General features: G+C 63.0%; 11 protein-coding genes and 1 pseudogene. 5 read left to right on the plus strand and 7 right to left on the minus strand.

What is annotated here, in order from left to right:
- Nucleotides 1-14: 14 nt before the first annotated feature.
- From ASF66_RS07015 to recQ, 4 genes are all read right to left on the minus strand, one after another.
- Nucleotides 15-320: a SelT/SelW/SelH family protein gene (locus tag ASF66_RS07015; protein WP_056843258.1), complete on the minus strand. Its 306-nt coding sequence runs from the start codon at nt 318-320 to the stop codon at nt 15-17.
- A complete protein-coding gene (locus ASF66_RS07020; protein ID WP_056843259.1) occupies nt 317-2,443 on the minus strand; it encodes a FimV/HubP family polar landmark protein in 2,127 nt (708 codons plus the stop codon). Before ASF66_RS07020 ends, ASF66_RS07015 begins: the two co-directional genes overlap by 4 nt.
- An 82-nt stretch (nt 2,444-2,525) precedes the next feature.
- Nucleotides 2,526-2,963 (minus strand): MarR family transcriptional regulator, encoded by a 438-nt coding sequence (locus tag ASF66_RS07025; protein WP_049861044.1) that lies wholly within the window; start codon nt 2,961-2,963, stop codon nt 2,526-2,528.
- Nucleotides 2,964-3,085: 122 nt separating this feature from the next.
- Entirely contained in the window at nt 3,086-5,227 is a 2,142-nt protein-coding gene (recQ, locus tag ASF66_RS07030) for a DNA helicase RecQ (RefSeq protein WP_056843260.1), read from the minus strand.
- Between the two features lie 258 nt (nt 5,228-5,485).
- Here recQ and ASF66_RS07035 point away from each other — a divergent pair, with 258 nt between their 5' ends.
- From ASF66_RS07035 to ASF66_RS07045, 3 genes are all read left to right on the plus strand, one after another.
- On the plus strand, nt 5,486-6,073 hold the full coding sequence (locus ASF66_RS07035) for a UPF0149 family protein (RefSeq protein WP_049861046.1): 588 nt from the start codon (nt 5,486-5,488) through the stop codon (nt 6,071-6,073).
- Nucleotides 6,074-6,082: 9 nt separating this feature from the next.
- Nucleotides 6,083-6,463 carry a YbaN family protein gene (locus ASF66_RS07040; RefSeq protein WP_056843261.1) on the plus strand — a complete coding sequence of 127 codons (381 nt, stop codon included), beginning with the start codon at nt 6,083-6,085 and terminating at the stop codon, nt 6,461-6,463.
- 435 nt (nt 6,464-6,898) lie between these two features.
- Complete coding sequence (locus tag ASF66_RS07045) at nt 6,899-8,257, plus strand: TolC family outer membrane protein (RefSeq protein WP_049861048.1); 1,359 nt, start codon at nt 6,899-6,901, stop codon at nt 8,255-8,257.
- Nucleotides 8,258-8,329: 72 nt separating this feature from the next.
- Here ASF66_RS07045 and ASF66_RS07050 read toward each other — a convergent pair whose 3' ends face one another.
- The gene (locus ASF66_RS07050; protein WP_056843262.1) at nt 8,330-9,292 is read right to left on the minus strand and encodes a zinc-binding dehydrogenase; all 963 of its coding nucleotides are present in this window, start codon (nt 9,290-9,292) and stop codon (nt 8,330-8,332) included.
- Nucleotides 9,293-9,431: 139 nt separating this feature from the next.
- On the opposite strand from ASF66_RS07050, the gene ASF66_RS07055 reads away from it, so the two are divergent.
- Both ASF66_RS07055 and ASF66_RS07060 read left to right on the plus strand, forming a co-directional pair.
- Nucleotides 9,432-11,513 carry a carboxy terminal-processing peptidase gene (locus ASF66_RS07055; RefSeq protein WP_177327969.1) on the plus strand — a complete coding sequence of 694 codons (2,082 nt, stop codon included), beginning with the start codon at nt 9,432-9,434 and terminating at the stop codon, nt 11,511-11,513.
- 170 nt (nt 11,514-11,683) lie between these two features.
- Nucleotides 11,684-12,865 (plus strand): annotated as a pseudogene (locus ASF66_RS07060) (EAL domain-containing protein); the annotation flags it as partial.
- An 8-nt stretch (nt 12,866-12,873) separates the two neighbouring features.
- On the opposite strand, the gene ASF66_RS07065 reads toward ASF66_RS07060, so the two are convergent.
- Complete coding sequence (locus ASF66_RS07065; RefSeq protein ID WP_056843263.1) at nt 12,874-13,245, minus strand: hypothetical protein; 372 nt, start codon at nt 13,243-13,245, stop codon at nt 12,874-12,876.
- On the minus strand, nt 13,242-13,595 hold the full coding sequence (locus ASF66_RS07070) for a helix-turn-helix domain-containing protein (protein WP_056843264.1): 354 nt from the start codon (nt 13,593-13,595) through the stop codon (nt 13,242-13,244). Before ASF66_RS07070 ends, ASF66_RS07065 begins: the two co-directional genes overlap by 4 nt.
- Between the last annotated feature and the right edge of the window lie 73 nt (nt 13,596-13,668).

Raw genomic sequence — 13,668 nt, forward strand, 5'->3', positions numbered from 1 at the left:
CGGCCGGGCAGCATTCAGGAAGCTGGGCGCGCAGGCTCGTTGTGGCCAAGGTCACGGGCCGGATCGATCAGGTCGCGAATGCGCTGCTTGAGCGCTTTGGCTTCAGGAAAACCACCGTCGGCCTTGCGCTCCCAAACCTGCACGCCGTCACAGGTGATGTGAAAGGTGCCCCCACTGGCCGGCGCCAAGGCGACCTGGCCCAGGTCCTCGCCAAAGGTGCTGAGCAGTTCCTGAGCCAGCCAAGCGGCACGCAGCAACCACTGGCACTGGGTGCAGTAGGTGATCACCACCTGGGGCTTGGCGGCGATGACCTCGCTCATGCCTCACCCATCCGCGCCAGCAACTGGCGTGCCGCCTGTTTGCTGGACTCGTCGCCGTCCTCCAGCAGTTCGTGCAGCAAGGCGCTGGCTTCGTCCGCATCGCCCTCGTCGAACAACTGCTGGGCCTGATCGAGTTTCTGCGCCGACGCGTGCTGCTGTTCCAGGTCATCGAAATCGACGGTCAGGGCATCCAGCTCTGGCAGATCGCTGTCGGCGATGAAGCTGTCGAGGAATTCGTTGTCGATGTCTTCCTGACTCTTGCCGGCCGGGACGTCCTCGGTTTGGGGCTCGTCGATTGGCGGGAGCTCTTCGACTTCGGCGAAATCGCTGAGAAACTGCTCCTCGGGCATCTCGAAGACTTCCGGCAGCTCCTTGAGGTTGCTGGTGAACTCCGGGTCCATTGCCTCTTCGGCCATAGGCACAGCAGCCGGCTTGCTTTTGGGCGCCGGCGTGTCACCGAAGGGGCTGACCAGCGCCCAGTCGGCATCCATGGACAGGTCATCCAGGTTGAGCTGGAATTCATCGTCCTGCTGCGTCGTTGGCGCGGCTTCGGCCGGGGTGTCGAGTGCATCCAGATCGAAATCGGACAAATCGAAGTCGGCTTCCGGGGCAGATTCGGGCGCAGGCGCGGGCTGGGGCTCGGCGTGCACAGGCGCGGCAGTGGCCGCAGCGGCGGCAGTGGTGGCCAGCACTGCCGCCGTGGCTGTGGGCGCCAGACTGGCAGGGGCCGTGGCGGCCGGAGACGAAGGTGCCGGAGCAGATTGGAGGTTTGGGAAGCGGCCGCGTATCTCGCTCAGCGTCTGTGGGTTGAACCCCGCCGAAAGCAGCAGGGTCTCCTGTTCGGCAAAGCCCTTGGCATTGCCCTGCTGGCCGAGCACTTCGAGCATGCGCACGCGCAGATCGGTGCGCTCCGGCTGCCTGGCCAGACCGTCGCGCAGAATACCCAAGGCCTCATTGAAGCGCCCGTAGGCGATATAGATGCTTGCGCCGTCCAGGGCGTCGGTGGCCGTCGGGGCTTCCCGGCGTGGCACCGGCGCAGGCTCGGCGCGCTTGGGCGGTGAGGCTTCCACTACCGTGGGTGCTGCGGCAGCGACCAGCGGCGCAGGCTGCACCGGCTGGGTCAGCACCGGCTCGAAAGCCTCAAGCGATGCTGCCGACTTGCGTTGCCGCTGGCGACGCAACAGCAGCAACAACGCGATGATCAGCAGCAAGGCAGCCACCAGCGCCAGGATATTCAGCCAACCGCTACTGTCTTCTGCGGACGTGGGCGCTGGCATGGCGACCGGCGCAGGCGCCGAGACCGGTGCAGCAGGTGCTGGCGACACTACGGGCGCAGGAGTCGCGGTTGCAGTCCCGGGTACGACAGCGGGGGAAGATGCGGCCGGCGTTTCAGCCAACCGCGCCTGCAACTGGGCGACCTCCTTGTCCTTGTCGGCGACCTGCGCCTCAAGGCTCTGCAGGCGCGCCTGCACGTCGTCGAAATTCTTTTGCAGTTGCTGGTTTTCCAGCGCAGCCGCTGCCAGTTGCGCAGCATCCTGCGAAGGCGCCGGCGCAGCGGCCTTGGCAGATGCCTGCCTGGCCGGCTCGTTCGCAGGCTGACTCGAGGTGCGGGGCTTGGCCGGCGCTTCAGCGAGCCGCGGGGTGTTCGCTTGTGCCACCGACGTACGCTGCGGCGCGCGGTCGGCCAGACCCGGGCCCATTCCCGGCGGATCGAGCAACACCGTGAAGGCCCGCAACAACTGCCCGTTTGGCCGACCGACCTGGATCACGAAGCTCATGAACGGCTCGGTGACCACTTTGCTGGAACTGACGTGAATGACCTTGCGGCCACCACTGAAATCGGGCGTGAACTTCAGGTCGTTGAGGAAGAAGCTGCGTTCCACCCCAGCCCTGGCGAACTCTTCGGCTGTCGCCAGGCTGGCACTGATATCGTCCTGTTCCAACCCAGCCGTGTCGAGCAAGGCGATGTCGGCGCGAAACGGCTGGTTGAGCGACGAGCGCAGTGTCAGCTCGCCCAGGCCCAGGGCCGACGCGGCCGTGGAATAGCACAGCGCCAAGGCCCATACCGGTGCCAGCAGACGAAGTGAGGCGAACCTTGAACGCGACGGTATACGCACTTGCATGGGAATCCCTTGAAGATCGACATCCAATAACTTTATAGCCTGTGCAACCCGCTTGCTCCAAGCGGATGACGGCCCGTTGACTTCAGGATTTCTTTTCCAGATTCGCCAGGATGCGGCTGTGTACCCGCATGGCGGTGCTTAGTTCTTCTTCGTCGACACCCGTGAACAGTTCGACACGCAAGGCGTTGGCGATGGTTTCGATCTGCTCGATCAGCGGCCGTGCCGGCGGGCAGAGCATGAGCTTCTTGGCGCGGCGGTCTTCGACCACGGCCTGGCGCTCGACCAGGCCCTGGGCTTCGAGGCTGTCCAGCAGCCGGGCCAGGGTCGGCCCCTCGACGCCTACGCTCTGCGCCAGCTCGCGCTGGGTCGGAGGCTCGTCGAACCGCGCCAGGTGCAGCAGCACCAGCCAACGGGCCTGCGACAATCCCAATCCGGCCAGCCGGCGGTCCAGTTCGGCCCGCCACCCACGGGACATGTGCGCCAGCTGCATTCCGAAGCGATGTTGATCAGTTAACGGCATAGATCTCTCTTGAAAAAACAGCCTCGCACAAGCAGCGCCTGCGTGAAGGCCGGAGCTGATGATTAGTCAGCTAATCATGACCTTAGCCCACAGGCAAGACTCATGCCCAGTGGCAGCCTCGTTCACACTTCGAATTCAGACTGCAACGCTGCGCGCACGCAATACAGCACGCCTTCGGGCACACGACCGGCGAATTGCCCTGCAATCTCGGCGACAGCGGGTAATTCCCCCTCGCCGTCGAGAAAGGCGTCCTGTACTTCGCTCATCAATTCTTCGGGAAGGTCCAGCGCCTGCTCCAGCGACAGTTGCTGTTGGCCAATCGCTTCGGCGAGCAGGCTGTAGACATTCTTCTCACTGCACTGTAACTGGCCGGCGATCTGCAGCGGCGTCATGCCCGCACGGGCCAGGCTGATGAGCTCGTGGCGGATATCGGCCACCTCGCGTGGCGCTTCTCCGCCGCCCGTACCGGCCAGAACCTGCAGGAAGGCTTCGCCGTAGCGCTCCAGCTTGCGTGCGCCGACGCCGCTGACCCGGCCCATTTCGGCCATGCTGGTCGGCTGGCTGCGGAGCATTTCCAGCAAGGTCGAGTCAGGGAAGATGACATAGGGCGGTACCGCATGCTCCTGGGCCAGGTTGCGGCGCAAGGTACGCAGCGCTTCCCACTGTTCGCGCTCTTCGCCGCGCACCAGCTGGCTGGCCGGGCTGGCCGAGCCGCTGCCACGGGTGGAGGACGTATGCGGCTTGAGCTCCTTGCGCAGCGCAAGCGTCACCTCGCCGCGCAGCAGCGGACGGCAGCTGTCGCTCAGGCGCAGACCGCCATAGCCTTCCAGGTCGATGTCGGCCAGACCGCGCGCGACCACCTGGCGATACAGCGAACGCCACTCTCCTTCCGAGCGGCCCTTGCCGACACCGAACACCGCCAGCTTGTCGTGGCCGAAACTGCGCACCTTCTCGGTGTCCTTGCCCAGCAGCACGTCCACCAGATGGCCGACGCCATAGCGCTGCCCGGTGCGGTAGATCGCCGACAGCGCCTGACGGGCAGGCTCGGTGGCGTCCCAGGTCTGCACGCCGTCGACACAGTTGTCGCAGTGACCGCAGGGCTGGGGCATGTCTTCGTCGAAATAGGCCAGCAGCGCCTGTCGACGGCAGCGCGTTTCTTCGCACAACGCCAGCATGGCGTCGAGCTTGTGATGCTCCAGACGCTTGTGCCGCTCGTCGCCTTCGGAATTCTGCAGCATCTGCTTGAGCATCAGCACATCCTGCAGCCCGTAGGCCATCCAGGCATCGGCCGGCAGACCATCGCGGCCGGCGCGACCGGTTTCCTGGTAGTAGGCCTCCAGCGACTTGGGCAGGTCCATGTGCGCCACGAAGCGTACGTTCGGTTTGTCGATGCCCATGCCGAAGGCGATGGTGGCGACCATGATCAAGCCTTCCTCGTTGAGGAAGCGCTTCTGGTTGGCGGCCCGCGTCGCCGCCGGCAGGCCGGCGTGGTACGGCAGCGCCGGAAAGTTGTTCTCGCACAGGAAGGCGGCGACCTCGTCGACTTTCTTGCGTGACAGGCAATAGACGATGCCGGCGTCGCTGCGCCGTTCGGCGAGGAATGCCAGCAACTGTTTGCGCGGGCTTTCCTTGGGCACGATGCGGTAGAAGATGTTGGGCCGGTCGAAGCTGGAAAGAAAACGTTCGGCATCCTGCAGGTGCAGACGGGTGACGATCTCTTCACGGGTGCGCTTGTCGGCGGTGGCGGTCAGGGCGATCCGCGGCACGTGGGGAAACTGTTCGGCCAACTGGCCCAACTGCAGGTATTCGGGACGGAAATCGTGGCCCCATTGGGAAACGCAGTGGGCTTCGTCGATGGCGAACAGGGCAATGTCCAGGCCGCGGAGAAAATCCAGCATGCGCGGCTGCACCAGACGCTCGGGCGCCAGGTACAGCATCTTTATTTCACCACGACGAATGCGCGCGGCCAGCTCGCGCTGCTCGTCGGCGCTAAGCGTGGAATTGAGCGCCGCGGCGGCCACCCCGAGCTCCTCGAGGGTGGCGACCTGGTCGTCCATCAGGGCGATCAGCGGCGAGACCACCACCGCCAGGCCGTCGCGCAACAGCGCCGGCACCTGAAAGCACAGCGATTTGCCGCCACCGGTGGGCATCAATACCAAGGCATCGCCACCGCGGGCCACACGCTCGATAATGGCACCCTGGCGACCGCGGAAGCTGTCGTAGCCAAAGATGTCCTTAAGAACGCGTTGAGCCTGTTCGAGCATGGGTCACTCCAGAAATCGTAAAACCACCCGGGCCGTACAGGCTGGATGAAAACCGCTTTCGCTGCATCCGCCATTGCGTAAGCGCGGGTTACCACCCCGTGGATTCGGGGCCTGAGCGAAAGACCGCGGCAGTATACCCCAGTGCCTGCAGCGTCGCGCGGCAGCCGGACATCCTGCCATTTCACCCCTTGGGTGGCGCACAAGGCCTAACAAGGCCTAGAATTCACTATCCGCATAGTCTTCCAAGGTAACCTGTTAATGTCCTTCGCCGAGCAACTGACCCGCCTGCAAGCCTTCCTCGACGCCGATGAGCTGCATGACGAGGCGCTGGACTACGTCGCCGCCCATGGCTACCTGACCGCCCTGTCGATCTGTTCCGAAGACGTCCCTGAGCGTGAGTGGATCGATGCCCTCTTCGCCGAGCCGCCTCACTACAGCGACGACGCCCAGCGTGAAGAGATCGAAGGCACCCTCATCCAGCTCAAGGCGCATATCGCTCGCCAGCTGGCCAGCGACGAAGAATTCGAGCTGCCGTGCGATCTCGATCTGGGCGATGAGCCGGACGATTCCGACCTGCGCGGCTGGTGCATCGGTTTCATGGAGGGCGTATTTCTGCGCGAAGCCGCCTGGTTCGAAACCGCCGAGGACGAAGTCAGCGAAATGCTCCTGCCGATCATGGTCGGCTCCGGCCTGTTCGACGAGCAGCCGGAGTTCTCCGACATCGCCGCCGACGCCAATCTGATGGACGACATGATCGTGCAGATCCCCGAGGCGCTGACGGCCCTCTACCTGCTGTGCAACGCCCCGGATGAAAAACCGGCGATTCTCAAGCCGCGCCACCACTAAGCAACGGCCGTGGCTCGAGCCCGGCCAGCCTGGCTGCGCTACCTGCTGCTGGGCATTGGTTGCGCAAGCGTCTGCCTGGGCGTCATCGGCATCTTCCTGCCGATCATGCCCACCACCCCATTCCTCCTGCTGGCGGCTGCGTGTTTCGCACGCAGCTCGCCGCGCTTCCACGCCTGGCTGCTTGGCCATCCACGGCTGGGGCCTTTGCTCAAAGCCTATCTGAACGGCGAAGGCATTCCCTTGAAAGCCAAGGTGCTGGCGATCGGTTCGATGTGGATCAGCATCGCCGTGTCGTGCTGGCTCGTGCCATGGCCATGGCTGGGAGTGCTGATGATAGCTGTGGCGCTGGCAGTCACTGTTTATATCGCTTTGCAGAAAACACGCACATGACTCCGGTCATTGGCGACGAATGGTCATGCCGCGATAAAAACTTAATTAAATCAATTAGCTAATCTTTAATATAAGTCTGGATCAGCGGTGATACAGACGCCTAAAAATGACAGTTTTCCGTCACTATTTTGACTCCACCTTCCCGCCTTAGCTTTGGCGCAGCCTGCCACCCCCCAAAACGCTGGCCCTAAGCCTTGTACCCCACGCAACCCCGCTCCCTGCTTGCTCTTCAGCCGCTATGAAATCTATTTGCCATCATCGCAAGGAATGATGGCATAACTATTTTTTGCTCTATATCATGTGAAAATTCCGTTGAAAGCGCTGCCCTCGGTGCCTCGATTGCGCCTATCACAAACCTTAAACGGACTTTTAACCAAGTTGTTCGCCAACATTCTGGCGTATGCCTGACTTCAAACATAACGGAGAAGCACCCGAATGCGCGTTTTCACCCCCATCTGCAGCGCGATCTTGTTGGCCATGGCGTGCTCGCACGCGCAAGCCATGTCACTCACCCAGGCGATCCAGAGCACCGTGGATAACCATCCTGAGCTGGCATCCAACATCAATAGTCGCCTGGCCGCGGATGAGGACACGAAAATCGCCCAGGGCGCCTACCGCCCCAGCGTTGATTTCGTTGCCGGCTACGGTCGCGAGCGTTCGGACAACCTGAACACCCGCGCCCGTGGTGACCACAACAAGGAAACGCTGAACTACACCCAGTCGGAACTGCGTCTGCGCCAGATGCTGTTCGACGGTTCCAGCGCTTCCAGCGAAATCAGCCGGACTCGCTCCACCGCTACGTCCCGTGCCTACTACGTCCAGGCCACCGCCCAGGACCTGGCCCTGCGCGCCGTTCAGGTGTACCTGGATGTACTGCGCAACCGCGAATTGGTGACCCTGGCCAAGAACAACCTGCAGGCGCACTTGCGCGTCAACGACCAGATCGGCCTGCGCAGCGAGCGCGGCGTCGGCAGCACGGCTGACGTCGACCAGTCGCGTGCCCGTCGCGCCCTGGCTGAGAACAACTACAACACCGCCCAGGTCAACCTGGCCGATGCCGAAGCCGCGTTCTTCAGCGCCGTGGGCCGTATGCCCGACGAGCTGGAACCCCTGCCTTCGATCCGAGGTGAACTGCCGGGCGATCTGAACGCCGCGCGCCAGTCCATGATGGAAAACAACCCGTACCTCAAATCGGCCCAGGCCGACGTGCAGGCTGCCGAGAGCCAGTATGAAGGCGCCAAGTCCGCGTTCTACCCACGGGTCGATGCCGAACTGGCCACCGGTGCCAACAACAACCTGTCCGGCGAGCGCGGTCACAACAACACCGACTGGCGTGCAGGCGTGAGCATGAGCTACAACCTGTACCGCGGCGGCAGCGACAAGGCTCGCCTGCAGGGTGACGCGCACCGCATCAACCAGGCCATGGACATCCGCAACAACGCCCTGCGTCAGTTGAACGAAAACCTGGCGCTGTCGTGGAACGCGATGAAAAACGCCGGCACGCAAATCCCGTATGCCCGCGAATACGCCGAAACCACCACGCGCGTGCGTGCGGCCTATCAGGACCAGTTCGGTCTGGGCCAGCGGACCCTGCTCGACGTGCTCGACAGTGAAAACGAGCTGTACACCGCCAACACCCGCTACGCTGAAGTCCGCTACACCGAGGAATACTCGATGTATCGCGTGCTCTCCAACATGGGTGAGCTGCTGGCCAAGACTCGCGTCGTGCTGCCGGCTGAAGCCGTGGCGCTGACCGAAGTGAAGAGCGAAGCGCGTCTGCCTGAAATGCGCTGATGCCGCCATGGCGAAACCCGTGGCCGCTCGTTCGCAGCCGGTCACGGATTTCGTCCAACGACAGCCCTGGGCTCAGCTCAGGGTTTCGTCGATCACCAGTACCACCTTCCCCGAAATCTGATTGCTTGCCAGCGCCTCGAACGCCGCTTCAGCGTCGGCGATCGGGAACGTCTTGGCCAACTGCGACTTCAAGCGCCCTTCGGTGAACAATGGCCATACCTGCTGGCCCAGGTCACTGAGCAGGTCGGCCTTGAACGCATCGTCACGGCTGCGCAACGTTGAACCCTGCAAGCGCACGCGCTTGGTCAGCACCTTGGCCAGGTCGAACTGCGCCTCGCGGCCGCCCATCAGGCCGATCATCACCCAGCGTCCATCCAGCGCCACCACGTCCAGGTTCAGCTCGCTGTAATTGGCGCCCACCGGATCGAGGATCACATCGAACGGGCCCAGGTCCTTCAACCCTTCCAGGCCCTCACCTCGCACCACGCCGCCCTGTGCACCCAGTGCTTCGCAGTAGGCCAGGCGCTCGGCGGAGCCGACGCTGACCCAGGTCGGGTTGCCGAATGCCTTGCACAGCTGGATTGCCGCCGAGCCGATGCCACTGGCGCCAGCATGCAGCAGGACCTTCTCGCCCGGTTGCAGATCGGCCAGCTGGAACAGGTTCAGCCACACCGTCGCGTAGACCTCGACGATGCCTGCGGCCTCGTGCAGGCTCAGCCCCTCGGGCACGGGCAGCACGTGACGGCCATCGACCACCACCTCCTCGGCCATGCCCCCCCCGGCCAGCAACGTGCACACCCTGTCGCCAACCTGCCAGGACGAACCGACGCCGACCTCGCTGATGACGCCTGCACACTCAAGGCCCAGAATATCGCTGGCGCCCGGTGGCGGCGGGTACAGGCCGGCGCGCTGCATCAGGTCGGCCCGGTTGAGACCGGCCGCGGCGACACGAATCTTCACTTGACCTACGTCACACGTCGGGCTCGGCCGTTCGCTCCACTCCACATGTCCTTCCACGCCTTGCAATGCCTTCACGGTGCCTCCATAGTTGAGTCATGACTGAGCCCGACGCCTTGGCGCCGGGCTTTTCGCATTATGCGTCCGGCTTCAACGGAACCGGCGAATTCAAAGACGGCCTAATATGCGTGATCAATTGCCCCCACGTCGAATCAGCATGAAGCATTTCATTCCCGGCAGTGCCCTGGCGCTGTGTATCGGCCTCGGCAGTTTGTCGATGTCCGCCAATACCTTGGCCGCCAACAGCTGGGACAAACTTCAGCCGGATCGCGACGAAGTGGTGGCCAGCCTCAATGTGGTCGAGCTGCTCAAGCGCCATCATTACAGCAAGCCGCCGCTCAACGATGCGCGCTCGGTCATCATCTATGACAGCTACATCAAGCTGCTCGATCCCTCGCGCAGCTATTTCACGGCAGCCGACATCGCCGAGTTCGACAAATGGAAGACTCAGTTCGACGACTTCCTGAAGAACGGCAACCTGGATCCCGGCTTCATCATCTACAAGCGCTATCTGGATCGGGTCAAGGCCCGCCTGGATTTTGCCCTGGCGGAACTGAACAAGGGCGTCGACAAATTCGACTTCACCACCAAGGAAACCCTGCTGGTCGATCGCAAGGACGCCCCCTGGCTGAAGAACGAAGCGGAGCTGGACGACCTGTGGCGCAAGCGCGTGAAGGATGAGGTGCTTCGTCAGAAGATCGCCGGAAAAGACGCCGCGCAGATTCAGGAAACCTTGTCCAAGCGCTACAAGAACCAGCTGGCGCGCCTGGACCAGACCCGCGCCGAAGACATCTTTCAGGCGTACATCAACACCTTCGCCCAGTCCTACGATCCGCACACCAATTACCTGTCGCCGGACAATGCGGAAAACTTCGACATCAACATGAGCCTGTCGCTCGAAGGCATTGGTGCGGTTCTGCAAAGCGATAACGATCAGGTCAAGATCGTGCGTCTGGTCCCTGCCGGTCCGGCCGACAAGACCAAGCAGGTCGCCCCTGCCGACAAGATCATCGGCGTCGCCCAGGGCGACAAGGAAATGGTCGACGTGGTCGGCTGGCGCCTGGATGAAGTGGTCAAGCTGATTCGCGGGCCGAAAGGCTCCACCGTGCGCCTGGAAGTGATTCCGCACACCAATGCGCCCAACGATCAGACCAGCAAGATCGTCTCGATCACCCGCGAAGCGGTCAAGCTCGAAGAGCAGGCGGCGAAGAAGTCGATCCTCAACCTCAAGGAAAACGGCCGCGACTACAAGCTGGGCGTGATCGAGATTCCAGCCTTCTACCTGGACTTCAAGGCGTTCCGCGCCGGTGACCCGGACTACAAGTCGACCACCCGCGATGTGCGCAAGCTGCTCACTGAGTTGCAGAAGGAAAAAGTCGACGGCGTGGTCATCGACCTGCGCAACAACGGCGGCGGCTCCCTGCAGGAAGCCACCGAACTGACCAGCCTGTTCATCGAGAAAGGCCCGACCGTACTGGTGCGCAACGCCGATGGCCGTGTCGACGTGCTCGAGGATGAAAACCCCGGCGCGTTCTACAAAGGCCCGCTGGCGCTGCTGGTGAACCGTCTGTCCGCTTCGGCCTCGGAGATTTTCGCCGGTGCCATGCAGGATTATCACCGCGCTCTGATCGTTGGCGGACAGACCTTCGGCAAGGGCACGGTGCAGACCATCCAGCCGCTCAACCACGGCGAGCTCAAGCTGACTTTGGCCAAGTTCTATCGGGTTTCCGGACAGAGCACCCAGCATCAGGGCGTGCTGCCGGACATCGCCTACCCGTCGATCATCGACACCAAGGAAATCGGCGAGAGCGCCCTGCCCGAAGCGATGCCATGGGACACCATCCGTCCTGCCATCAAGCCGGCCAGCGATCCGTTCAAGCCATACCTGGCCAAGCTGACCGCCGATCATGACGCGCGCACCGTCAAGGATCCGGAATTCATCTACATCCGCGATCGTTTGGCCCTGGCCGAGCAGTTGATGAAAGAGAAGACCGTGAGCCTGAACGAGGCCGATCGTCGTGCCCAGCACAGCGACATCGAAGCCAAGCAACTGGCGTTGGAAAACACCCGTCGCAAGGCCAAGGGCGAAGAGCCGCTCAAAGAGCTGAAGAAGGAAGACGAAGACGCACTGGGCGCCGATCCGGACAAGACCAAACCGGAAGACGACGCTTACCTGGCAGAGACCGGGCGCATCCTGCTCGACTACCTGAAACTCAATACGTCGGTGGCCAAGCACTGATCCGCGGAAGTAATGACTGCAACGTGACACCTGCGTCATCAAACCGAAATGAAGCTGTCGTGAAATAGGGACCCGCTGCGTGAGCAGCGGGTCTTTTTTTGCGTCTGGCCCGGTGCTTTCAACCTGTTTCACGCATCGGTCAGAACGACCTTCAGCAAGGTAGCGTACCGATGACCGTCATTGAACAGCTCAGCGCCCTGGACACCATTCTGGCCCAAGGCGGTGTGCACAGCTTGTTCCAGCCCATCGTGTCACTGTCCCAGCGACAGATCCTGGGCTTCGAGGCATTGAGTCGAGGGCCGTCGAACAGCCCGCTGCACTCGCCGATCAATCTGTTCGCCGTCGCCCGCCAGGCCGGGCGGCTCAACGAGCTGGAGATGATGTGCCGCGAAACCGCCTGCCGCCGCTTCAGCGAACAGCGCCTGGACGGCAAACTGTTTCTCAACGTGTCGCCTGAGTCGCTGCTCGAACCGCTGCACGAAAACGGCCGCACCTTGCAGTTGTTGCAACGCTACGGCATCAGCCCGAACCAGGTGGTCATCGAACTCACCGAACAGACCCCCACCGACGATTTTCAACTGCTCTTCAATGCGCTGCATCATTACCGCGCCATGGGGTTTTCCATTGCCCTGGACGATCTGGGGGCAGGCTATTCGAGTCTGCGCCTGTGGTCGGAATTGCGCCCGGACTACGTGAAGATCGACCGTCACTTCATCGATGGCATTCACCAGGACGCCCTCAAGCGCGAATTCGTCGGCTCCATCCTGCAGATCGCCAAGGCCTCCAAAGCCCAGGTGATCGCCGAGGGCATCGAGCTGGAGGAGGAGTTGCTGGTGCTCATCGAGATGGGCGTCGACCTGGTCCAGGGCTATCTGCTCTGCCGTCCCCAGGAGCAGCCGCCACGGGATGCCCGGGCGCTGATTCCTGATCTGGAAGACAGTCACCCTCCCGTGGGCGGAGACGGCAGCGACCTGGCCGCGCTGATCATCGAACAAGCCGCGGTGCAGCGCGATACCTCGACCCGGCAAGTGCTGGAAGCCTTCCGCTTGCAGGCCGACCTGAACACCCTAGCCGTGGTCGACGACGAGGGCCTCCCCTGTGGCGTCGTCCATCGGTACGCACTGTCGGATGCGCTGCTCAAGCCCTTTGCCGCCGACCCGTTCGCGCGCAAGCCGATCAGCCGGCTGATGAACAGTGAATTCCTCGCGGTCGACATCAAGCAGTCCCTGCAACAGGTCAGTCGCCTACTGACCGGGCGTGCACGGCAACGGATCGAAGAGGACTTCGTGATCGTTCAGGGAGGGCGATACCTGGGCTTGGGGCGACTGATCGACGTACTCAGACTGATCACCGGGCCAGCCTAGACCGCCGTGTTGGGCGGATAGACGTGCTCGAACACGCGCACCACTTCCGAGGCGTGCCAGGCGGCAGCCGCCACGCCATCCGATGGACCGGAGAAGCGCCCGAGCTTTTCGACGCACTCGAAAAAGCCGGGACGCGGCAGCCGGCTCGCGCCCTGGCTGATCACCAGCGAGCTACGCAACGGTTGGTCCGCGCGGGCATCAAGCATGGCCAGGTATTCCAGCGCCGCCGTCAGGGTCTGCATGGCAGGCGTGGGCAATGCCAGACGTTCAAGCAGCGCGCGGTAGGTGAGCAAGTGGCGCTGGTGCCGTGCAACGTCGAGCTCGCTCAGCAGGCCCTCCCATTGCTGCCGACTGATGCGCACGCTCACGACTCGCTGCTCCAGCCCGGCACCCCCAATTCCCAGGCAAGGCTGCGGCGGATGGCAGCATCGGGCTCGCGCTCGCCGGTTTCGATCATCGACAGGTAGGAAGGACTGATGCCGACCGCGCGGGCCAGACTGTCCAGAGGCACGCCCTGGGTCTCGCGCAATTCGCGCAGGCGCTGGAAGCTGGGAGGCGGGACGTGAGCGGCCGGAGCGGTCGGTTCGCGTGACACGTCGATGTCTGGAGACTGCTCGACCGAGCTGCCTGCGGCGGCAGCCAGAAGCCGCTGATACTCGGCCCATGGCACCACCGCGTATTCCGGCTGGCCGTCACGGCTTATCACCTGAACCCCCATTGCATCCTCCCGCACGATGGCTGCCTACATCGGATGATGCAAGCGTAATGCGGGGATGTTAACAGGGGATCGC

It is taken from the genome of Pseudomonas sp. Leaf129 (genome assembly GCF_001423465.1).
GTDB lineage: Bacteria > Pseudomonadota > Gammaproteobacteria > Pseudomonadales > Pseudomonadaceae > Aquipseudomonas > Aquipseudomonas coleopterorum.

Coding starts and splice junctions, on each gene's coding strand:
- ASF66_RS07025 (WP_049861044.1), bottom strand. CDS start 2,963: ATGCCGTTAACTGATCAACATCGCTTCGGAATGCAGCTGGCGCACATG.
- ASF66_RS07035 (WP_049861046.1), top strand. CDS start 5,486: ATGTCCTTCGCCGAGCAACTGACCCGCCTGCAAGCCTTCCTCGACGCC.
- ASF66_RS07055 (WP_177327969.1), top strand. CDS start 9,432: ATGAAGCATTTCATTCCCGGCAGTGCCCTGGCGCTGTGTATCGGCCTC.
- ASF66_RS07070 (WP_056843264.1), bottom strand. CDS start 13,595: ATGGGGGTTCAGGTGATAAGCCGTGACGGCCAGCCGGAATACGCGGTG.
- ASF66_RS07015 (WP_056843258.1), bottom strand. CDS start 320: ATGAGCGAGGTCATCGCCGCCAAGCCCCAGGTGGTGATCACCTACTGC.
- ASF66_RS07045 (WP_049861048.1), top strand. CDS start 6,899: ATGCGCGTTTTCACCCCCATCTGCAGCGCGATCTTGTTGGCCATGGCG.
- recQ (WP_056843260.1), bottom strand. CDS start 5,227: ATGCTCGAACAGGCTCAACGCGTTCTTAAGGACATCTTTGGCTACGAC.
- ASF66_RS07020 (WP_056843259.1), bottom strand. CDS start 2,443: ATGCAAGTGCGTATACCGTCGCGTTCAAGGTTCGCCTCACTTCGTCTG.